The sequence below is a fragment of the Trebonia kvetii genome, assembly GCF_007827045.1.
GTDB lineage: Bacteria > Actinomycetota > Actinomycetes > Streptosporangiales > Streptosporangiaceae > Trebonia > Trebonia kvetii.
This window is the reverse complement of sequence record NZ_RPFW01000006.1, coordinates 581492-602643: the sequence shown is the minus strand read 5'-3', so window position 1 is coordinate 602643 and position 21152 is coordinate 581492. Positions and strand designations below refer to the sequence as shown.

Sequence of the window (21152 nt, the reverse complement as noted above, 5' to 3'; positions counted from 1 at the left end):
GGCGGAGTTGCGATGGCGGCCGTCCTGCCTGTATGAGCAGCTCAAGATAGGCCGTGTAACACTACCGTTATGTCGCGACGATTGCGCTGTCTTGTTACCGGTGCGTCCGGGTACATCGGAGGGCGGCTCGTTCCGGAGCTGCTGAGCGCGGGGTACGCGGTGCGGTGCATGGCGCGCGATCCGGGGAAGCTCAGCGACCGGCCGTGGTCGGACGAGGTGGAGATCGCGGTTGCCGACGCGATGGACGAGAGCGCGGTGCGGCACGCCATGGAGGGCGTGGACGTCGCGTACTACCTCATCCACTCCCTCGGCACCGGCGCATCCTTCGGACAGCGCGACCGCGTCGCGGCACGGATCTTCGCCGCGGCCGCGAAGGCCGCAGGAGCGCGGCGCATCGTCTATCTGGGCGGCATCATCTCCGGGCCCGCCGATCGGCTGTCCCCGCACCTGCGCTCCCGGGGGGAGGTCGGCGACATCCTGCTCGCAAGCGGGGTGCCGACGGCCGCGCTGCAGGCCGCGGTGATCATCGGCAGCGGATCTGCGTCGTTCGAGATGCTCCGCTACCTCACCGAGCGCCTGCCCGCCATGATCACTCCCAAATGGGCCAGCACCCGGATCCAACCGATCGCCGTCCATGACGTGCTGCGCTACCTAGTCGGCAGCGCCGCACTGCCCGCCGACGTCAGCCGCCGCTTCGACATCGGCGGCCCGGATGTGGTCACCTACGCGGAGATGATGCGCCGGTACGCCGGGGTCGCCGGACTCACACCGCGGATCATCGTGCAAGTGCCCTTGCTGACGCCGTGGCTGTCGTCGCTGTGGGTCGGGCTGGTAACGCCGGTGCCCGCCAGCCTGGCCATGCCGCTCGTCGAATCCCTGCGGAACGAGGTCGTCTGCTCCGAGCACGACATCGCCGCGTACATACCGGACCCGCCCGGGGGAACCCTGTCTCTCGACCAGGCCATCGCCCTCGCACTCCGACACACCCGCGAGGGGGAGGTCTCCACCCGCTGGTCGTCGGCCGCGACGCCCGGCGCGCCCAGCGACCCGCTGCCGACCGACCCGTCATGGGCCGGCGGATCCCTGTACGTCGACGCGCGCAGCAAGATCGTGCACGCCTCGCCCGCGGCACTGTGGCGGGTGATCGAGGGCATCGGCGGTGAAACCGGGTGGTACTCCTTCCCCGCTGCCTGGGCCGTCCGCGGGGTGCTCGACCGGCTGGCCGGCGGAGTCGGACTGCGACGTGGCCGCCGCGACCCCAGCCATCTGCTCGTCGGTGACGCGCTGGATTTCTGGCGGGTGGAGGCGATCGAGCCGGGAAGGCTCCTGCGGCTGCGCGCGGAGATGAAACTGCCTGGGCTGGCCTGGCTGGAGATGTCGGTCGGCCAGGACGACGACGGGCTGACCACCTACAGTCAGCGGGCGGTCTTCCAGCCGCGCGGACTCGCCGGTCATGCATACTGGCGGTCCATCTCGCCGTTTCACGGCATCGTCTTCGGCGGCATGCTCCAGAACATCACGGCCGCCGCCGAACGGGCCGACAGCGCGGGCGGCACGCCACTGCCGACGCTCAGGCTTCTGCTACCCGTTTTTCGATTGGGTGGCAGGTCACCGTAAACAGCCGGCAAGCCGACTCGCCCCGTGCGGGCGGCGCACGCCTTCGTTCGCCTGTCACGGGGCTTCGGCCCACGATGCGAGCCGCGCCGCCAGCGCTCGCACTCGCACTCGCTCGCGCAGTTCGTCCGGCTCCTCGATGACGAACGGAAGGTCGAGCCCGGCAAGGACAGACGGAACCCAGTCGAGCCGCTCGGCCCGCCAGCGCACCCGCACCCAGCCGGGTTCTTCGCCGGCCGGCTCGATGCGGGCGATCGATCCGGGCATCCGCCGCTGTACCGCCCGCTCGCTTCCCTGGACTCGCACCGAGATCGCGTACCGGTACGACGCTCCGGAGACCGCCTCCAGCACGTGCGCCGCCGGGTCGAACCCGTCCGGCACCGGGAATTGGCCCTCCTGAACGACCGCCCGCGCGACCCGGTCCAGTCGGAAGGAGCGCACCTCGCCGCTGCTCGAGTCGAGCCCGGTGGCGTACCACCGCCCGCGAAGGGCGACTACGCGGTACGGCTCAAGCACGCGTTCGGTGGACCGGTCGTTCTTGTCGCGATAGGTAATGGCGAGCGGCCGGCGCCGGACAGCGGCCTCGGCGACGGTGAGCAGCACCCCCGTCTCCGGGATCGTCGGGCTTCGGCCCTCGCTTGCATAGGAGGTTGCCGCCACGAGGGCATCGAGCCGGCCGGCCAGCGCCCGGGGCAGCACCCGCCGCAGCTTGGCTGTCGCGCTCTCGACGGCGAGCACAGTGTCCGGTTGCAAGGCCGCGCGCCGCGTCCCGACCAGGCCGAGGAGGACAACGACCGCCTCGTCGTCGGTGAGCATGAGCGGCGGCATCCGGTAGCCCGGCGCGAGCCGGTAGCCGCCGTACCGCCCGCGCACTGACTCCACTGGCACGTCAAGGTCGAGCAGGTGGTCGACGTAGCGCCGGACTGTGCGCTCGTCCACGTCCAGCCGCTCAGACAACTCGCGCAGGGTGCGAGTGCCACCGACCTGGAGGATCTCGAGCAGCGCCAGAACGCGGGCGAGGGGTTTGGTCATGCCAGCAATTTTTCCAGAGATACCGGGCGGAAACTGTCCAGTATCCCGTCTAGCGTCGATGACATGACCACGACACGAGGCATCAGCCACCTGAACGCGAACGACGCCTCCACCAGCAGCGAAAGGAACGTCATGGACTTCGTCTCGGTCCGCGTGATCACCCACGATGTCGAGCGCCTGGCAACCTTCTGGGAGCAGGTGACCGGCCTGCCTGCCACCCGCCCTGTCCCGGTCTTCGCCGAGCTCCGAACGCCAGCTGGGACCATCGCCATCGGCGCCCCGGCGACCATCGGGATGCTCGGCGACGCCGCCCCGGTGACCGGACAGAACGGCTCGGTCCTCCTTGAGCTGCGCGTCGACGACGTCGACGCAGCCTGGGAGCGGGTCAAGCGCCTCGTCCCGCAGACCGTCCCCGAGATCGTGCTGGAGCCGACCGACATGCCCTGGGGTAACCGGTCGATGATCTTGCGCGACCCCGACGGCGGACTGGTCAACCTCTTCACCCCCGTCACCCCCGAGGCGAAGGCGAAGTACAGGCGCTGACCCTGCTCGGCTTCAGTCGGCGAGGTGCGGGGCAGGCCGAACCGCCGCGTTGCCTCGGTTGCCGTCAGCGGGCCGCTGGCGCCTCCGGGCCCCGGGGTGTTACACGTAGTTTCTACAGCCCCCGGAGACGGGCACTCGCGCCCCCCGGGGAACGCGTGACCGCGTGCCTTCGGAAGGACTCAGGACCAAGCGAAGTTCCTCGCCGCCGATCGTCGCAAAGGAGGCCCCGAGTGAAGCTGTGCGGGCATGTCCGGCTCGCGGTGCTCGCCTTGGCGACGGCGGCGCTCGCCGCCGCCTGCAGTCCGGGCGACGCTCCAATCGGGTCAGCCAGTGGGAGCGCCACGGTCTCACCTAGCGACGGGACCGCCTCGGGGACCGGCGCAGACTGGCCGGAATTCGATCAGAACGCTGCCAGGACCGGCGTCGCGGCCGGCGTGCCGGCCCCCGGGAAGCTCGTGACAGCCTGGACCACGGCCCTGGACGGAGCGGTCTACGGCCAGCCGCTGGTGATCGGCGGCGACGTGATCGCCGCGACCGAGAACGACAGCATCTACGCGCTCAGCCGGACGACCGGCAGGATCGTCTGGCGGACCCACGCCGGGACCCCGGTCCCGCAGACGGACCTGCACGGGTGCGGCAACATCTTCCCGCTCGGGATCACCGGCACCCCTGTCTACTATCCGGGCAACGGCCTGGTGTACGCGGTGGCCGAGGTCACTGGTTACCAGCACGTGCTGGTCGGGGTGGACGCGGCCACCGGGACGATCCGGTTGCGCCGCGCGCTCGACAATCCGACCGCAAGCAATCAGCCCGCCTATAACCAGCAGCGCCCGGCGCTGGCGATCGACGACGGGCGGGTCTACGCGACCTTCGGCGGGCTGGCCGGCGACTGCGGCCCGTATCAGGGGGCGGTGGTCAGCGCCCCGCTGGCCGGCAACGGCCCGTTGGCCCGCTGGCAGGTCCCGACCAGCCGCAAGGGCGCCGTCTGGGCGACCGGCGGGCCGGTCGTCGGCCCTGACGGCGACCTATGGGTGTCGGTCGGTAACGGCGCGGCCCGCGCCGGCGACGGCTACGACGGCAGCGACTCGGTCACCGAGCTAAGCCCGTCCCTGCAGCGGATTGCCTTCTTCGCCCCCAGCACCTGGGCCGACGACAACGCCCACGACCTCGACTTGGGCTCCACCGAGCCGGTCCTGGCTGCCGGCGGCACGGTGTTCATCATGGGCAAACGCGGCACCGGCTACCTGCTGAGCGCCTCCGCCCTGGGTGGGGTCGGCGGCCAGCTGGCGCAGCAGGCTATCTGCCAAGCCTACGGCACAGCCGCGGTCACCGGGTCAACGGTCTACGAGCCGTGCAGCAGCGGGGGCCTGGCCGCGGTCGACGTCGACGCGGCGACCCGGACGATCAAGGTGCTCTGGCGCGGGCCGTCCGGCAGCAACGGCACCCCCGTCGTCGGCGGGGGCGCGGTGTGGGTCACCCAGTACTCCGACAGTGGCGGCCCGGGCACCTTGTACGCGCTGAACCAGGCGACCGGCCAGGTCGAGCAGCAGATAACCATCGGCCAGGGGCTGCCGCACTTCTCCTCGCTAGCGCTAAGCGGAGGCACCGCCTACGTCAGCACCATCACCGGTGTCACCGCCGTCAACGGGGCCTGACCCGGACACGGAATGTCCGCGTTCCGCGGCTCGGTCGCCAGTGACTGCATGAGATGGCAACTCACAGCTCACTGCAAACACCGCCAGTGCCTGGCGCAGCGTGACGGCTGACCTGCAGCGACGTTTTCCTGAGATGCCCCGATACGTTACGCTTTTCACCCTTATCTCATGAACTCTCCCTATAAACCGTGATCCGCGCAACCGGGCCAGTTCCCTGGCAAGCTCAGGCGCATGAAATGCACCTCAATCGGCCTCATCACGCCCAAAAGCGCCACCTTCGCGGAGGCTGATGGGGATGACGGCATAAGAAGAAGCCCGATATTTGTTCGAACCACTCCCCTCATGGCCGGAGGGGGCCTTCAGGGGACCGCCTCGATGCCGCCGCGCCGCTGCTCTCCGCCCGGCTCGGTCACCGAAGCCGCCAGCATGGTCCTAGCCGGCCGGGAGACGGTCGCCGCAGCAGCGAGGATTACCGGGGCCGATCCGGTCTCGGTCGAGGCACTCGCCTGGGAGACGGCCAAGAAGCGGGTATATGAGCGCGATTGCGGCTCCTGCCTGGCCTGCCTTGCTGCGGGGACCGATGTCCATCACCGCGTCAGGCGCGTCCGCGGGTCTAGCGCGGATCCGGTGATCGCGTTCGGGTTCGCGAACACGACACTCCTTTGCAGGCCGTGCCACCTGAAGGCGCACGACATGGCCAACCCGGAGATGGCAGCAAGGGGATACCGGCTGGAGAGCTGGCAGTCACCAGAAGCCGAGCCGTTGGTGCTGTTCAGCCACACCTCCGGGACGACGATCTGGCTGACCCCAGCAGGTGAGTTCGCCACCGTTCCGCCGAGAGTAGGCACTAGCGCATGAGCGCCACTAAAACACTCACCCCGGCCGAGCTGCTGCGAGAGTCCCCGCAGGGCTTCTGGAACCTCAAGGTCGCCCTGTCGCCAGGCGGCGAGGTGTCGTTCCGGATCGGCGCCGAGGTCGTGACCCTTCAGCCGGATGAGGCAGAGGAACTCGCGGACAAGGTAAGGCGGCTCGCGGAACTGGGGCGCCAGGAGGATCGACCAGACGCCCGTTCACTTACACGAGTGCTGCATTAGGAACTGCCTGAACCCCGCCGCATTCTGCGATACTCCACGCAGAACATGGTCCGGCAGGCAAGGCGCGGGGGACGGAGAGCGGGATGGCTCGGCTCAGGAATAAGGCGGCGGTAGCAAGCGGGATTCGGGTCGGGGTTGCGGTGCCGCTCGCCCTGCTCGTAACGGGCTGCGGGGCTCTCGGCAGCGCGCTCAGCAGCGCAGCCTCGTCGCCAGGCACGTCATCTCCGGCGACGTCCTCCGCCATCGCGGCTAGTACCTCCGGCCCGGTTGCTGGACCTGGCCCGCAAGCGACGTACCGCGTCCAGCCCCAGCCCGCGCCCGGCACCTGCCATTACGTCGTGCTCAGCGCGTCGGCCGGCGACTATCTCCCCGACCCCCGCTGCACCCCGGGCGCCACCAATCCCCGGGTCACCCAGGCTGACCTCGCCTCGACCATCTGCAAGTCGGGCTATACGGCGTCCATCCGCCCGCCCGCGAGCATCACCGGCCGGGAGAAAAAGGCCAGCGAGGCTGCCTACGGCTTCACCGGGAAGGCCTCAACCACCGAGTACGACCACCTGATTTCACTCGAGCTCGGCGGCGATCCTAATTCCGCGCTGAACCTGTGGCCGGAGCCGAACAAGGCCCGCGCCGCCGGCGTCAACAACCCGAAGGACCGGGTCGAGGACAAGCTCAAATCACTGATCTGCAACGCGGTACACAAGAAGGCTTACCTGCCGCTGGCAAAGGCCCAGTACCTGATCGCCACCAACTGGACGACCGCGATCGCAACGGCGGAATCCGAGTTGGTCAGCTAACCGAGCACGCCGCCGGCCAGGCACCCAGTCGGCGCACGGTGAGATCGTCCCGTAGCGTGACGGTATGACGAGGACGCCGGCCGCGGGCACGGAGCTGCCCAGCGGGCACCATCGGGACCGGCCCCAGGCGGAGCGGCCTGCGTGACCGCTACCTCCGCCGCAGCCGTCTCAAGAACGCGGCGCGGCCCGTTCGCCGGCCTGCCGCGCGAGGCGGCGATCCTGTCCGCGGTGTCGTTCACCGTGGCGCTCGGCTACGGGATCGTGGCGCCGGCCATCCCCGCCTTCGCCCGCCAGTTCGGTGTAAGCATCGCCGCCTCGGCCAGCGTGATTAGCGCGTTCGCGCTGATGCGGGTCGCGTTCGCGCTGCCGGCGGGCCGGCTCGTAGACCGGTTCGGCTCGCGACGGGTGATGGCGATCGGCATCACCGTCGTCGCGGCGAGCAGCGTGCTTGCCGGGTTCTCCCAGTCGTTCGCCGAGCTGCTGGTGCTGCGCGGCGTGGGCGGACTCGGCTCGGCTATGTTCTCGGTGAGTGCCCAGGCACTGCTGCTGGCCAGCGTGCCGGGCAGCCAGCGGGGCCGGGCCAGCGGCCTGTACACCGGCGGGTTCCTGCTTGGCGGGATCACCGGCCCGGCGCTCGGCGGCGTGGTTGCCGCCTGGTCGCTGCGCGCGCCCTTCTTCCTGTACGGCGCGCTGCTCGTGGTTCCGGCGGTGATCGCGGCGGTCGCGCTCAGGCCGGCGGCGCGTCAAGTCACCCCGAGGACGGCCATCAGCCCGCGGGAGAGCCTGGCCGCACTGGCCGGGGCGCTGCGCAGCCGTGCCTACCGGGCGGTCGCCGCGGTGAACCTCGCCGACGGCTTCGCCGTGCTCGGCATCCGCGGCGCGATCATCCCGCTGTTCGTCCGCGACTCGCTGCACCGTCCCGCGACCTGGACGGGCATCGGGTTCCTGGTGTTCGCCGCCCTGAACGGGGCGGCGCTGCTGCCCGCGGGCCGGATTGCGGACACCGTCGGCAGGCGGCCGGTCATGGTGGCGGGCTGCGCGATCTCCGCGGCCGGGCTGTTGCTGCTCGCCGTGCTGCCGGGCCCGTGGGCGTACCTGGGTGCGCTCGCGGTTGCGGGCGCCGGGTCCGGGCTGCTCGACGTCGCGCCGGCGGCCATGCTCGGCGACCTGCTCAGCGAGCAGGGCCGCCAGGGCGGCATCCTGATCGCGTTCTTCCAGATGGCGGGCGACGCCGGCGCGGTAACCGGGCCGGTAGTGGCGGGCTTGCTTGTCGACAGCGCGTCCTACTCGGCGGCGTTCGCTCTGGCCAGCGGCGTGCTGGCCGTCGCCGCCCTGCTCGCCCTCATGGCCAAGGAATCTCATCACGGCAAGACGTAGCTGCCCGGCACAAGAACACCCGGCACGAAAACACCCGGCCGCAGCCGATGAGTCACCGCAACCCCGGTCATCCACCTCCTGGAACGCCAGCGCGCGCTGATGACACCGCGACTCAGCGCAGTGCCGAAGGAGGCCACGTGGCCGAATCGTCTTATCTGCGCTACCCGCACGTCGCACGCGATCTGATCACGTTCGTGGCTGAGGATGACGTCTGGCTCGCCTCAGTGGGCGAGGCGGCAGACGGCCGCGGCACCGAGGCGCGGCGGCTGACCGCTGACCGGGCACCGGTGCTGCATCCGCGGCTGAACCCGTCGGCCACGCACGTCGCCTGGACCTCGACCCGCGACGGGACCAGGTCGCTCAGCCGGCGCGCGCCGCGGGAGGCGTATGCGGTTCCCGTGGACGGCGGCCAGGTCGCGCGGCTCACGTACTGGGGTGACCAGTTCGCTACCGTCCGCGGCTGGGTCAGCGACACCGAGGTGCTCGTGCTCAGCGGGACCGGACAGCACGCGACCATGAAGACCTGGGCGTTCGGGGTGCCGCTCAGCGGCACCGCGCGCCGGCTCGCCTACGGGGCAACGGGCGACGTCGCGGTACGCGACGGTGCCGTGCTTGTCGGCAGTGCCATGAACAATGAGCCGGCCGAGCCGGCGCACTGGAAGCGCTACCGCGGCGGTTCCGGGGGGAAGATCTGGTATTCACCGGACGGCTCGCGGTACACGCGGATCCTCGCCGACGTGGGCGAGAACCTGGTGAACCCGATGTTCGTCGGATCCCGCGTAGCGTTCCTGTCGGACCACGAGGGGGCAGGTGCGCTCTACTCCGCGCTCCCGGACGGCAGCGACCTGCGCCGTCATACCGACCTCGGCGAGTACTACGCCAGGAACGCGACGACCGACGGCCAGCGCGTGGTCTACCAGCGGGCCGGGGAGATCTGGCTGCTTAAGTCGCTCGACGCCGAGCCGGTGCGCCTGGACATATGGCTCAGCGGGGTCCGTCAAGGGCGCGCACCGCGCCGCGTGTCGGGGAAGTCGGAGCTTGGCTCGTTCACGCTGGATGCCACCGGCGGGGTGCTTGCCGCCGAAGTCCACGGCACCATTCACTGGCTGCCGACCCGGGACGAGGCGGCCCGGGACGAGGCGGCCCGGGCGGTGCTCGCCGAGCCAGGCGTGCGCGGTCGCCATCCCGTGCTCATCCCCGGTGCGAACGCGGTTGCCTGCGTGTCCGACAGCGGCGGCGAGGACGGCGTGGACATGATTCCCGGGGATGGCTCAGCGGTGCGGCGGATCGGACACGGCCGGCTCGGCCGGATCCTCGAGCTGGCGGTCGCACCGGATGGGCGCACGGCAGCGGTTGCCTGCGCCGATGGCCGGCTGCTGGCGGTGGCGCTGGACGGCGTGCCGGTCATCACCCAGATCACGCACAATGCCAACGAAGCGATCAGCGGCCTGGCATTCTCGCCCGACTCCGCTCTGATCGCCTGGTCGCAGCCGTGGCGGACCGAGCGCATCTCTTCGCACATCCGTCTGGCCCGCCTGGCCGACGGCACCGTCATCGACGTGACCCCGCCCAGGTTCGACGACACCTCGCCGGCATTCACCCTGGACGGCAAGTACTTGGCGTTCCTGTCGAACCGCGCGTTCGATCCGGTCTATGACGCGCACGGACTTGATCTCGGGTTCCTGCCCGGGGTCCGGCCCTACCTGGTGACACTGCTGGCGACGACACCCTCGCCGTTCGCGCCGCGGCTGGATGACCGTCCGGCAGGCACCGCGGATCCCGGCCATGTCCCCGCGACTGGTCTCGACATCACAGGACTGTCCGAACGGGTTGTGCCGTTCCCGGTAGCAGCCGGATCCTGCGAGAAGCTCCGGGCGGTCAAGTATGGCGTTGTGTGGCTGGACCAGCCGCGTTCCGGAATGCTTGGCGAGGCCTCGATCGGCGCGGACGATGAGCACCCGACACGACTCCTGCGGTACGACCTGGCTCAGCGTAAGCGCACAGTCGAGATCGAGGCCCTGAACGAGTTCGCGGTCTCCGTAGACGGTGCCTGGCTTGCTTACTGGACCGGGGAGTCACTGGAGATCAGGCCGGCCGGCGAACCAGAGGCGAAGGCAGTCGGCGTCGACCTGGACCGCATCCAGGTGACGGTCGAGCCGGCGGCCGAGTGGCGGCAGATGTACCACGAGACGTGGCGGCTGATGCGGGACAACTTCTGGCGCGCCGGCATGGGCGACGTGGACTGGTCCGCGGCGGGCGACCGCTACCGGCCGCTGCTCGACCGCATCGGTTCCGCCGATGACCTGCACGATCTGCTGCGAGAACTGCAGGGCGAGACGCGCACCTCGCACACCGGGGTACTGCCGCCTGGCGGCGGCGGTGATCCGGCGCTCGTGCAGGGCCTGCTCGGCGCCGACCTAGAGCGCACCGCGGACGGGACCTGGCGGATCGCGCGGATCCTGCCCGGCGAGTCGTCGGTAATCGGCGCGGGCTCCCCGCTGGCCGCCCCTGGCATTGCCGCGGCGCCCGGCGATCTCATCGTCGCGGTGGACGGGCACCAGGTAGACCCGGACCTTGGCCCGAACCCGCTGCTGGCAGGTACGGCAGGCAAGCCGACCGAGCTGACTCTCCGCCGCGACGGAACCGACCGGCGGGCGGTCGTGGTTCCGCTGGCCAGCGAGCACGCGACCCGCTATTACGATCTGGTCGCCCGGCAGCGGTCCGCGGTCCGCGAGGCCTCCGGCGGGCGACTCGGTTATATGCACATCCCCGGCACGAATCCGGCGGGCTGGGCGGAGCTCCACCGGGACCTGCACACCGAGTTCGCGCGAGACGGCCTAATCGTGGATTTGCGAGACGCGCAAGGCGGCGACGCCTCGATGCTGCTCGCCGAGAGGCTCGGCCGGCGCATCGTCGGCTGGTACCTGTCCCGGCATGAGGGGCCGTCAAGCTACCCGTTCGAGACACCGCGCGGGCCGGTCGTAGCGCTCACGAACGAGTACGCCATGTCCGGCGGCGACATCGTCATCGAGGCGCTGAAGTCCTACGGCATCACCGTGGTCGGCACCCGCACCTGGGGCGGCGTGATCGGCTGTTACTTCAACGACCTGGTCGACGGGACCCTGGTGACTCAGCCGGCCTCCGCCTTGTGGCTGCCCCACATCGGCTGGGGGATGGATAACCACGGCGCGGACCCGGACGTCGAGGTGCCAATTCCGCCGCACGACTGGGCCGCGGGCCGCGACCCGCAGCTCGACACCGCCGTCCGGCTGGCACTGCAGGCACTGGAGCAGCACCCGCCCGCCACGCCGCCCACCCTCTGACGGTCAGCGCGCACGGTCCAAGCTTCCGAATAAAAGTGCTCAGTAGTTGAGCACTTTAGGTCGGAGACTCGTAACTGTCACTGGCAGACAGAAGGAGAAGGACCATGTTGCGCGGACTGTCCACGGTCAGCTTGTTCGCCGACGACGTCGCAGCCGCCCGGGCCTGGTATGCCGAGCTGCTCGGAATCGAGGCGTACTTCGTGCGCCCAGCCGAGGGGACGCCGGCCTACGTTGAGTTCCGCATCGGCGACTACCAGCACGAACTCGGCATCATCGACAGCCGGTTCGCGCCGAACGGCCGGCCGGCCACGGCCGCGGGCGCGGTGATCTACTGGCACGTCGACGACGTGCGGGCCGGCTACGAACGGCTGATCTCCATGGGAGCGACTGCCTACGAGGAACCGGTGGAGCGTGGCCCCGGATTCGTCACCGCCTCGGTCGTCGACCCGTTCGGCAACATCCTCGGCATCATGTACAACCGGCACTACCTGGAGGTTCTCGGGTAATGAGCCCACGTGTGCGGGCGGGAACGTGCCGGGGGGCGGGGTTACCCCGCCGCCCCCTGGCCGTGCGAATGCGGTGCGAATGCCGTGCGAGTGATCGGTTCGGGTTGATGGCGGTGTCATCCACGACGAAGGAGGTCTGCAATGAAGAGATCTTCCAGATCCTCAAGGCCAATAACATTCCGCTAGGTGGACACCGCCAAGGCCCTCCGCGGCCCAGCGCCTGCAGGAACTGAATTCCCTCCGTGCGATGGAGGCGATCACCGAGGACGAATACGCCGAGAAGCGACGGCGGATCATCGCGGAGATCTAAGGCGCATTCGATCGGCGGAGGCCCGCTACTTGGTCACCTTCAGGGTTTTGCTGGCCTCGGCGCCGGCGTAGTAGGTACTGCCGCCGTAGGCGGCGGTGAGCGAGTACGTGCCCGGCTTGAGGCGCTTGGCGGACAGGGTGCAGCTGCCGGCGCCCTTCGCGAGGCTGATGGTGCAGAGCACGGTGGATTTGATCTTGATGGTGACGGTGCCGGTGAGAGTGCCGCCCAGCGGGGAGCTGACCTTGACGGTTAGCTTCTCGCCGCTCTCGTGCCCGTAAGCCACCGACGACCGGGACAAGGTGAGGCTGACAGCGCTGGCCGCCCGCGCCGCGGTCAAGCCGGTCCAGGGACCGTAGCCCACCGAGACCTTCGCCCGGACCTGGCACTTGTAATTGACCCCTCGGATGAGCGAGGTCACCTTCACCGGCGAGGCGGAGCCTGTGCCGTAACGAGTGGGGTGATGCGGGGCCACGCAGCGGCCTTGGTAGGAGCGGACATAAGAGCCGCGGGCTCGCGCCGCGCGGAAGGAGAGGGAGGCCACCGTCGCCGACGTCCGGCGTGTGCTCAGCTTTGTCGGGGCGTTCGGTGTGATGCTGCCACGCTTGATGTGCACCATGCGCGCCGAGAACGTGATCCCGGTGATCACGATCTCGGTCGATGCCGGTCCCGGCGTGACGGTCACGGTTCCCGTCCCCACGCCGGCCGAGATGCCAGCGGAGGTGAGCGTGGCCGGGTCGTTGATGCCCATGTCCACAAGGAGCGCGTTGGGCAGCACCCCGTCCCAGAAGCCCTCGAACACCTGGCCGTTCAACTCGTGGGAGTTGCCGAGCTCCTCGCTGATGGTGAGCGGGTTCCCGGTGATCTGCGGCGGTATCTCGCTCAGTTCGGCGTTCGTCCACTGGTTGAGGCCGTCGAAATCGTTCCACTGGGCCGCATCGGACCATTGCTGCCAGTCGCCGATCTCACCCTGGAAGGCGACGATCGTGTTGGTCTCGTTCTGCGGGCAGGTCCAGGTGGTCGCGTTGCAGTCGGCGTTTACCCCTTGCTCGACAGCCGCGCCGGACACGGTGACGTCCCAGGTGCCGGCCACCTTGTCGAAGGCGTCGGTGACGCTCACACCGCCTGCGTACTCGTCGACGACGCGAGGCGGGTGCGCGCCGACGTTGACGGTGATGCTGAACGGAATCCCGGCATCCCCCGGCGCCATGTCTCGAACGAGCCTGGTGCCTGCGCGTCCGCTATCCCCCACTGGGTGAGGATCTCACCGTCGGCTTGCAGCGACCCCGCCGCCGATACCGCGTAGGTCGGATCATTCTCGGTGATGGCGACACCGTTGCGCGAGGCGGACACCACACACGGCGGCGCCTGGTTGCCGCACCACTCAGCGGGGAAGACGTCTGGCCGCATTGGCTTTGCCTGCGCCGACGTGCTGACCAGAGGCACTGCAAAGCCCGCCAGCGTCACGAGCGTCGCGGCCAGAACGGTGGCGCGTTTTGTCATTGCGCAAGCATGCCGGAAAGATCATGAATTGACGAGCGTCGCTGCGCGATCCGGACAACCATGTCCCCCGCTCCCGCGTCTCTCGCACAGAAGCAATTGAGAGGCGGGACACCAACGAGCTGTTCGGCGTGTCCTGCCCGGCGGTCACTGCAGTCCTGCCGACCGGGCTGAATGCCATCTTCGGCGATCTTGACGCCGTGTCCTGCACCTCGGCGAAGAACTGCCTCGCGGTCGGCTCCTGGTCGAGCGACACAATCGGAGCCACGCTCGCCGAAGCGTGGAACGGCACAGCGTGGAAGACCCTCCCGACGCCGGCGGGCTTCGCGCTCACCGGAGTCTCGTGCAAGTCGGCCACGTACTGCGTCGCCGTGGGCAATACCGGCGACGTCCTCGGCCCGCCGGAGCCCCTAGCCGGGTTCGCGGACGTGTGGAGCGGCAAGAAGTGGTCGCGGCCAGGACATCAACCTGCGCGCGCTTCCGCACACCGGCAAGGCCGCCGCCGCGACCCTGAACGGCAAGACGTGGACCATCGCGAAGCTGCCCGCACTCCGCACGGGCAGGGGCCAGCCTCTTCGACGCGGCCAGTTGAAGCCGTAGGCGTGGTGGCTGGGCACGCCGCCCGCCTTGCCCGCGATCACGCCGATGGTGACGACGATCATCAGCGGCAGCAGGATGTACAGGGTCCAGCGGAAGAGGCGGTGCACCCAGTCGTAGCCGTAGATCGCCAGCAGCGCGGCGCCCACCGTGACCACGATGGCGACCAGGTTCGCGTTCCAGCCGAAGGCATTGTGCAGCCCCTGCGCGAGCAACACCTGGTCGGCGACGTTGAAGGCCATGTAGACGTTGAAGGCCATGTAGGTGAAGACCATCGCGAAGAGCGCGACGATGACACCGCATCTAGTGCAGCCTGGCGGGCGTCCCCCCGATGCTGCCTGCCGTTGTTACTCTCAACGGTGGGGGAGATCGTGTCGCAGAGTCAATAGCCGCGCGTGCTAGCCGCTATTCGGTGTGGTGCACCGGGGCGCGCTTGTATACCGGTGTCGGTATGCCCTCCATGCGCGCCTTGAGCTGCAGGGCCAGGTAGAGGGAGTAGTAGCGCGACAGGGCGAGGTTGCCGCCGTGGAACCACAGGCCCTCCTGGGCCGTCGGCTTCCACATGTTGCGCAGCTCGCCCTCCCACGGGCCCGGGTCCTTCGTCGTACCAGAGCCGAGCCCCCAGACCTTCCCCACCTTGTCGGCCATGTCCTGGCCGATGATGTCGGCGGCCAGCTGATTCATGGAGCCGTAGCCCGTCGCGTAGACGACGAGGTCGGCCGGGAGCCTCGTGCCGTCATCGAGGACGACCGCATCCTCGGTCAGCTCGGTCACCTGCCCCTTGGCCAGCTTGACGTCGCCGTTCGCGACAAGTTCCGACGCGCCGACGTCGATGTAGTAACCGGACCCGCGCCGCAGGTACTTGAGGAACAGGCCCGAGTCGTCCTCGCCGAAGTCGAGGTCGAAGCCTGCCTGCTCCAGCCGCCGGTAGTACTCGGCGTCGCGCTCCCTGATGGCGTTGTACACCGGGGTCTGCACCGCGGGCAGGAACCGGAAAGGCAGCGAGGCGAAGATCGTGTCGGCCTTGAACGTGGTCATGCCGGCGGCGACGGCGCGCTCGGAGTACAGGTCGCTGAGGCCGAGGTCCATCAGCGAGTCGGACCGCACGACGTGCGTCGAGCTGCGCTGCACCATGGTGACGTCGGCGCCGGCTTCCCACAGCGCGGCGCAGATGTCGTGCGCGGAGTTGTTCGACCCGATCACCACGGCCCGCTTGCCCTTGTACCGGTCGGGACCCGGGTGAGCCGACGAGTGGTGCTGGTCGCCGCGGAACTTCTCGCTGCCGGGGATCTCCGGGACGCTCGGCAGGCCGGATGCTCCCAAAGCCAGTACCAGCTGCCTGGGCCGGAGCGTGATCTCCTCGACTGTGCCGTCAGCCCCGGTGCGCTCGACGACGACGACCCAGCCGTCACCCTCTCGGACGGCGGACTTGCAGGTCGTGGAGCCCCAGTAGTTGAGCTCCATGACTTTCGCGTACATCTCGAGCCAGTCGCCGATCTTGTCCTTCGGTGAGAACACCGGCCAGCCGGCCGGGAACGGAATGTAGGGCAGGTGGTCGTACCAGACCGGGTCGTGCAGCGCGAGGGACTTGTAGCGCTTGCGCCACGAGTCACCGGGCCGCTCGTTCCGCTCGACGATGATCGTCGGGACCCCGAGCTGCCGCAGCCGCGCGCCGAGCGCGATGCCACCCTGGCCGCCGCCGATGATCAGCACCTCTGGCTGCACGGTGTAGCCGAGCTCGGTGGCCTCACGGACCCGGCCCTCTGCCCACGTTTCCCGGTCACGGAAGGCGCCGTGGCGCACGCCCTTGGGCCGCCGGTCGTTGGCGGGCTCCTCGTGCCCCTTGAGCTCGTCGAGGGTCGTGAGCAGCGTGAACGCCTTGCCGCCGACCAGCCGCAGCAACCCGCTGCCCCGCCCCGCCCTGGTCTCGAAGGCGAGCCACGCGGTGATCACACCGTCCGCCTCGGCCGGCTCCTCGGTGACACGGAAGCCCACGGGATCGACGTCGTCGAGGGTGGCGCGCAGCATGTCCGCGACACCCGCGCTCCCCTCGGCCGTGGTGATGTTCCAGGTGAACGAGACGATGTCGCGCCAGTAGCTCTCGTCGGCGAACAGCGCCGCCGCGGCGTCGGCGTCGCGTGCCGTGAGTGCCTGCTGGAACGCGCTGAGCCACGCGTCGGTTTCGGACGCGGCAGCGCTCGCCTGCTGGTCGACGGTCTGGGTCACGTGGCCTCCTCGCCATGGGACGGCTGTCTTGCCAGCCTAGGTGCACCGCACTCGGCGATCCAGGTCGCCCGTCCGTTACCGTTGCCTGCACGGATCGTCATCGGGCAGGGATCGTCATCGGGAGGGGCCACATGCCGTACGTCGTCGACTTCGAGGACGTGTCCGCCGTCGGGTTGGAGACGTCTCCGGTCGCGGAGGCTCTCGCCGGGCTGCGGGCCAACGAGGCGCGCTACTTCAAGAACAAGTACGGTCACGTCTTCACCGTGAGCCCCGCCAGCGAGGAACCGGAGACTCTCGACTACGTGAACCGCATCCTCGCCGACGAGCGCAAGCTCGACATCGCCGCCCGTCCGCTTGAGGTGACTTCCTTCGAGGTGGACGGTATCCGGATGGCGTACGTGTTCTACGAGTCCGGCTTGTCGATCAACGTGATGTACACCATCGCGGACGCCGGGAAGCGCGCCGTCGGGTTCAAGCTCTCCGAAGGCATGGAAGTCCCAGCGGAACTGGGGGCGGCAGGCTTTAAGTTCGCCCGGCAGAAGTCGAAGCTGGCCGGAACCATACGCGGCTCCTTCTTCGTGATCAAGGGCGAATACTGAACCCGGGTTACCAGCGGCCGCGGTGCACGACGTCGCTGAACGGCCGGCGCTTGGGATTCTTGACCGGCGTGAGCGGGCGGTCGGCCGGGTAGCCGAGCGATACGAGCAGCGCCCAGTCACGGTCGCCGGGCAGGCCGAGCACGTCACGGGCGAGCCGCATATCGGCGACGCCCGCGTGACAGCTGCCGATGCCCAGGTCAGTGGCCGCGAGTGTCATGGCCATCGTTGCTTGCCCCAGGTCGAACTGGGCTCGGTGGAATTCGTTGTCCGCGACGGGTCCGACCACGACGATGGTCGCCGCCGAGCCCGCCACGTGGCCGGCTCCCGCGAAGACCTTTGCCAGTTCGCGCAGCTGCTCGCGGTCGGTGACGAGGATGAAGTCCCACGGCTGCCAGTTCTGTGAGGACGGAGACCTGCGGCCCGCCTCAAGAATCCGGTCTAGATCTGCCGCCGGAATCGCGCGGTCGGTGAAGGATCGTACGTTGCGACGCGACTCGATGGCTTCCCAGGTCTGCATGTCAGGTCTCAACACCAAGCACGGGCTTATTCATTCAAGATCGCTGCACACATTCGAGAGCACTGCTCTTGACATGCGCCCAGGCACTCGTGCACACTGATCTCATCTGAGAGCGATGCTCTCGTTCACGATGGGAGTCTGACATGCTGCACGTGATCGTCGGCGCCGGCCCGGTCGGCACCGCCACCGCAAACCTGCTTGCCGACCGCGGTGAGCAGGTACGGGTCATCACCAGGCGGGGAAGCGGCCCGGAGCGCCCGGAGGTCGAGCGGGTGGCCGCGGACGCGACCGACTCGGCGCGGCTCGGTGATCTCGCCAAGGGCGCCGGCGCGCTGTACAACTGCGCGAATCCCCCGTACGACCAGTGGCTCACCGACTGGCCGCCATTGAACCAGGCCCTGCTGCGCGCGGCCGAGTCAAGCGGCGCGGTGCTGGCAAGCGCCTGCAACGTCTACGGCTACGGGCCGGTGGCAGGGCCGATCACCGACGTTACGCCGCTGGCCGCGATGCAGCCCAAGCTGAAGCTGCGGGCCGACATGTGGCGCGACATGCTGGCCGCGCATCAGGCCGGGAAGATCCGCGCGACCGAGGTTCGCGCCAGCGACTACATAGAGGCCAACTCGATCTTCGGCTTCGTGCTGGCCAAGCCGCTGCTGGCCGGCAAGCGCGCGTTTGTGCCCGCGCGGCTCGATGTTCCGCACAGCTGGACGTCGATCAGCGACGTGGCGACGACCCTGGTCACCGCCGCCACCACGGAACGGGCATGGGGACGCGGCTGGCTGGTGCCGACCAATGCGCCGCTCACCATTCGCGAGCTGGCCACCAGGTTCACCGAGCTGAACGGGGCGCCGGCGCCGCGCATCACGTCGATGCCGTACGCCGCCCTGTGGGCGGCGGGCCTGTTCGACGCGACCGTCAAGGAGCTGCGGCACACCTATTACCAGTGGAGCCGGCCCTTCACCATCGACTCAAGCGTGACGGAACGGGAGTTCGGCCTCGTGCCCACCCCCATCGACTCAGCCCTCGCCAACGTCGTCAGGTAAGCCGCTACTACCCGTCCTGTGCTGCCTGCGCATCGCCGCTCGCCGTACTGATGAGTCCCTGCTCGGTCCAGGCCAGCCGGCCCGAGCGCAGATCGGCGATGACCGCGCGCAGCCATTCGAGCTGGGCCGCGGAGGTGGCGGCCACGTACTCGGACTCCAGCATCAGCACGCGCGGCAGGCCCGCGGTCGCGGCGAGTCCCGCCTCGAGGCCGGCGTGCAGGGCCGCGAGCGCCTGCTCGCGGCGTTCGAGCTGGTCCAGCGCCTCCGCGGGCGTGAGCATCATCAGGTGCGAGAGCGCCACGGGGAACTCTGGGTACTCCCGCTTGGGCTCCGCCAGCATGTCTTCAAGCCACTGCCTGGTCGCTGCCCGGCCGGCGTCGGTGATCTCGTAGACGGTCCGCTCCGGGTACTGCTGGTCCCTGCCGGTCGTCCGGACCGCGACAAGACCGCTCTCTTCCAGCCGCTCGATGGTCCGGTACAGGCTCGTCCGCTGCCCGACGTTGACCACCTGGTCCTTGCCCCACTGCTTGATCAGCCGCTGGATGCCGTACGGGTGGAGCGGCCGCGTGTGCAGCATGCCGAGCACGGTGAGGGCGAGCGGGGAGCTGCGGACGGTCTGCGTCATGGCTTTATCATAGAGGCAACGTTACTAGTTGACATGCAACTAGTTGCAATGCAACTATAGCGGCATGACGACGATGACCGCTCGCCCGGCGAGCTCAGCCACCCGCATCCACGCCGACCACACCGTGCTCAAGCACTTCGGAGACTGGACAGCAGACCGCGCGTTCCACGTGCGCTCGCGCAAGAGCACGGTGCTGCTCGACCTGCGTGCGGCCGGGCGCGACGAGATCGAGCTGCTGCTGGAGCTTGACGGCTCCACCCTCACCCTGCTGCTGGCCGACGACGCCGCCGTCGAACAGTGGGACCTGCACTTCGCCGGCCGCGGCCGGGTCAAGGACGATCAGGCACCCGAGCTGCCCGCGACCGTGCGGCTGCATGGCCGGGCCACGGCCAGCCGGGTGATCGTCCGGCGCGGCGGCACGGCCGAGCTCTACTCGCTCGCCTCCCTGGCCCGGCTGCGGGAGGCCCACCGCATCCACAGGACCGCCGAGCGCAGCGACGCCGGCCAGAACGCTTAAGGAGACTGAGATGACACGCACCGCATTGATCATCGGCGGCGGGATCGCCGGCCCCGTGACCGCCATGGCACTGCAGAAGGCCGGCATTGACGCCGTTGTGTATGAGGCCCACCCCGCCCGCGCCGTCGGCGCGGGCGGGGGGTTCAGCCTGGCACCGAACGGGCTGGCCGCGCCCCGATGCAGTTCTTCTACCGGTCGGACCTCTACCGTGCCCTGCACGAGGAGGCGGCCCGCCGCGGAATCCGGATCGAGTTCGGCAATCGGCTGACCGGCGTTCGCGAGGAGCCTGGAGCCATCACGGCACTGTTCGATGACGGCACCGAGGCGACCGCCGACCTGCTCGTCGGCGCCGACGGGATCCGCTCCCTGGTGCGCGAGCTGATCGACCCGCAAGCGCCCGCGCCGCAGTACGCCGGCCTGATCAGCTTCGGCGCGGCGGTGTCCGACCCCGGGACGGCCTCCACAGGGGGCCGGATGCCGATGGTCCTCGGCAAGCACGCCTTCTTCGGCTTTCAGGTCTTCGATGACGGCACGGCCGGGTGGTTCGCCAACCTGCCCGCGGACCATCCGCTCAGCCCGGCGGAGGCCCGCCAGACTCCGCCAGGGGAATGGCTCAGGCGGCTGGCGGCGGCGTTCGCCGAGGACCAGACTCCCGCGGCCCGGATGATCGGCCGGACCAACCCGGCCGACCTGCTGGTTGTCGGTGCGATGGAGAGCATGCCGAGTGTGCCCGCATGGCACCGGGGCCGGATGGTCCTGGTCGGCGATCCGCGCACGCCCCGTCGTCAAGCTCCGGCCAGGGCGCCTCGCTCGCCGTGGAAAGCGCGGTCGAGCTCGCCCGCTGCCTGCGCGACTTCCCGGCGGCCGAGGACGCCTTCGCGGCCTACGAGGCAACGCGCCGCCCGCGCGTCGAACGCATCGCGAAGGAGGCCGCGCGCAAGAACAGCACCAAGACCGCCGGACCGGTCGGGCGAGTCCTCATGGCCGCGGCGATCAGGGTGTTCGCCCGGCTGTCGAATCTCGAGAAGGCGGCCTGGATGCTGCACTACAAGATCGACTGGGACGCGCCTGCCGGGCCGGCGGCCGCAGGTCAGGCGACGGCAGCGCAGCCCGTTGCGTTATCCGGTCCGCCGCCGTGTCACCCGATCGGGCGTCATGACAGTGCCGGCCCCAATTGGTGATGCTAGCTATCGGGTCAGCCAGCGATCCGATCGGGCCGCGGCCCGGGCATCCGCCCGGCGCGCCGACTGCGGCCGTTTCGTCGCGGGCTGTGAGGGGGG

Annotated in this window: 22 protein-coding genes and 1 pseudogene; 16 read left to right on the top strand and 7 right to left on the bottom strand. The window is 69.4% G+C overall.

Translation table 11 applies throughout. The features are described 5' to 3' along the window. Positions 1-69 precede the first annotated feature (69 nt). Positions 70-1617 carry an SDR family oxidoreductase gene (locus EAS64_RS31395; RefSeq protein ID WP_145858901.1) on the top strand — a complete coding sequence of 516 codons (1548 nt, stop codon included), beginning with the start codon at positions 70-72 and terminating at the stop codon, positions 1615-1617. Between the two features lie 54 nt (positions 1618-1671). Here EAS64_RS31395 and EAS64_RS31390 read toward each other — a convergent pair whose 3' ends face one another. Then, positions 1672-2646, bottom strand: a complete 975-nt coding sequence (locus EAS64_RS31390) for a helix-turn-helix transcriptional regulator (RefSeq protein ID WP_145858900.1) — start codon at positions 2644-2646, stop codon at positions 1672-1674. A gap of 63 nt (positions 2647-2709) precedes the next feature. Between EAS64_RS31390 and EAS64_RS31385 the strand changes: the two genes are divergently transcribed. The 9 genes from EAS64_RS31385 to EAS64_RS47690 all read left to right on the top strand — a co-directional run bounded on the left by EAS64_RS31385 (position 2710) and on the right by EAS64_RS47690 (position 12251). Beyond that, on the top strand, positions 2710-3189 hold the full coding sequence (locus tag EAS64_RS31385) for a VOC family protein (protein ID WP_246115931.1): 480 nt from the start codon (positions 2710-2712) through the stop codon (positions 3187-3189). Between the two features lie 230 nt (positions 3190-3419). Further along, entirely contained in the window at positions 3420-4844 is a 1425-nt protein-coding gene (locus EAS64_RS31380; protein WP_145858898.1) for an outer membrane protein assembly factor BamB family protein, read from the top strand. Between the two features lie 342 nt (positions 4845-5186). After that, positions 5187-5702 carry an HNH endonuclease gene (locus tag EAS64_RS31375; RefSeq protein WP_145858897.1) on the top strand — a complete coding sequence of 172 codons (516 nt, stop codon included), beginning with the start codon at positions 5187-5189 and terminating at the stop codon, positions 5700-5702. After that, the gene (locus tag EAS64_RS31370) at positions 5699-5938 is read left to right on the top strand and encodes a hypothetical protein (RefSeq protein ID WP_145858896.1); all 240 of its coding nucleotides are present in this window, start codon (positions 5699-5701) and stop codon (positions 5936-5938) included. Before EAS64_RS31375 ends, EAS64_RS31370 begins: the two co-directional genes overlap by 4 nt. Before the next feature lie 83 nt (positions 5939-6021). Continuing rightward, entirely contained in the window at positions 6022-6735 is a 714-nt protein-coding gene (locus EAS64_RS31365) for a hypothetical protein (protein ID WP_222849749.1), read from the top strand. 141 nt (positions 6736-6876) lie between these two features. Next, on the top strand, positions 6877-8112 hold the full coding sequence (locus EAS64_RS31360; RefSeq protein WP_145858894.1) for an MFS transporter: 1236 nt from the start codon (positions 6877-6879) through the stop codon (positions 8110-8112). Between the two features lie 137 nt (positions 8113-8249). After that, on the top strand, positions 8250-11435 hold the full coding sequence (locus EAS64_RS31355) for a S41 family peptidase (RefSeq protein WP_145858893.1): 3186 nt from the start codon (positions 8250-8252) through the stop codon (positions 11433-11435). 104 nt (positions 11436-11539) lie between these two features. After that, positions 11540-11941 carry a VOC family protein gene (locus EAS64_RS31350; RefSeq protein WP_145858891.1) on the top strand — a complete coding sequence of 134 codons (402 nt, stop codon included), beginning with the start codon at positions 11540-11542 and terminating at the stop codon, positions 11939-11941. 220 nt (positions 11942-12161) lie between these two features. Further along, a complete protein-coding gene (locus tag EAS64_RS47690; RefSeq protein WP_145859133.1) occupies positions 12162-12251 on the top strand; it encodes an SHOCT domain-containing protein in 90 nt (29 codons plus the stop codon). 25 nt (positions 12252-12276) lie between these two features. On the opposite strand, the gene EAS64_RS31340 is transcribed toward EAS64_RS47690, so the two are convergent. From EAS64_RS31340 to EAS64_RS31325, 4 genes are all read right to left on the bottom strand, one after another. Continuing rightward, a complete protein-coding gene (locus EAS64_RS31340; protein ID WP_145858889.1) occupies positions 12277-13458 on the bottom strand; it encodes an Ig-like domain repeat protein in 1182 nt (393 codons plus the stop codon). Then, positions 13365-13751: a hypothetical protein gene (locus EAS64_RS31335; RefSeq protein WP_145858887.1), complete on the bottom strand. Its 387-nt coding sequence runs from the start codon at positions 13749-13751 to the stop codon at positions 13365-13367. The genes EAS64_RS31340 and EAS64_RS31335 overlap by 94 nt, the downstream gene beginning before the upstream one ends. 407 nt (positions 13752-14158) lie before the next feature. Then, positions 14159-14620, bottom strand: a complete 462-nt coding sequence (locus EAS64_RS31330) for a hypothetical protein (protein ID WP_145858885.1) — start codon at positions 14618-14620, stop codon at positions 14159-14161. Positions 14621-14750: 130 nt separating this feature from the next. Further along, entirely contained in the window at positions 14751-16571 is a 1821-nt protein-coding gene (locus EAS64_RS31325) for a flavin-containing monooxygenase (RefSeq protein WP_145858884.1), read from the bottom strand. 131 nt (positions 16572-16702) lie between these two features. Between EAS64_RS31325 and EAS64_RS31320 the strand changes: the two genes are divergently transcribed. Next, entirely contained in the window at positions 16703-17170 is a 468-nt protein-coding gene (locus EAS64_RS31320) for a DUF8821 family protein (RefSeq protein ID WP_145858882.1), read from the top strand. Between the two features lie 7 nt (positions 17171-17177). On the opposite strand, the gene EAS64_RS31315 is transcribed toward EAS64_RS31320, so the two are convergent. Beyond that, positions 17178-17687 (bottom strand): nitroreductase family protein, encoded by a 510-nt coding sequence (locus EAS64_RS31315; protein ID WP_145858880.1) that lies wholly within the window; start codon positions 17685-17687, stop codon positions 17178-17180. Positions 17688-17830: 143 nt separating this feature from the next. Here EAS64_RS31315 and EAS64_RS31310 point away from each other — a divergent pair, with 143 nt between their 5' ends. Further along, on the top strand, positions 17831-18730 hold the full coding sequence (locus EAS64_RS31310; protein WP_145858878.1) for an NAD-dependent epimerase/dehydratase family protein: 900 nt from the start codon (positions 17831-17833) through the stop codon (positions 18728-18730). 7 nt (positions 18731-18737) lie between these two features. Here EAS64_RS31310 and EAS64_RS31305 read toward each other — a convergent pair whose 3' ends face one another. After that, entirely contained in the window at positions 18738-19355 is a 618-nt protein-coding gene (locus EAS64_RS31305) for a PadR family transcriptional regulator (RefSeq protein WP_145858876.1), read from the bottom strand. Between the two features lie 64 nt (positions 19356-19419). Here EAS64_RS31305 and EAS64_RS31300 point away from each other — a divergent pair, with 64 nt between their 5' ends. The 4 genes and pseudogenes from EAS64_RS31300 (at position 19420) to EAS64_RS46265 (ending at position 21053) form a co-directional block, all read left to right on the top strand. Next, the gene (locus tag EAS64_RS31300) at positions 19420-19872 is read left to right on the top strand and encodes a hypothetical protein (RefSeq protein WP_145858875.1); all 453 of its coding nucleotides are present in this window, start codon (positions 19420-19422) and stop codon (positions 19870-19872) included. A gap of 10 nt (positions 19873-19882) precedes the next feature. Further along, positions 19883-20140 (top strand): FAD-dependent oxidoreductase, encoded by a 258-nt coding sequence (locus tag EAS64_RS45175; RefSeq protein WP_222849748.1) that lies wholly within the window; start codon positions 19883-19885, stop codon positions 20138-20140. Then, positions 20086-20220: pseudogene (locus EAS64_RS47685) on the top strand (FAD-dependent monooxygenase); the annotation flags it as partial. The gene EAS64_RS45175 and the pseudogene EAS64_RS47685, both read left to right, overlap by 55 nt. Before the next feature lie 386 nt (positions 20221-20606). Further along, positions 20607-21053 carry a hypothetical protein gene (locus EAS64_RS46265; RefSeq protein WP_246115930.1) on the top strand — a complete coding sequence of 149 codons (447 nt, stop codon included), beginning with the start codon at positions 20607-20609 and terminating at the stop codon, positions 21051-21053. The last annotated feature ends 99 nt before the right edge of the window (positions 21054-21152 follow it).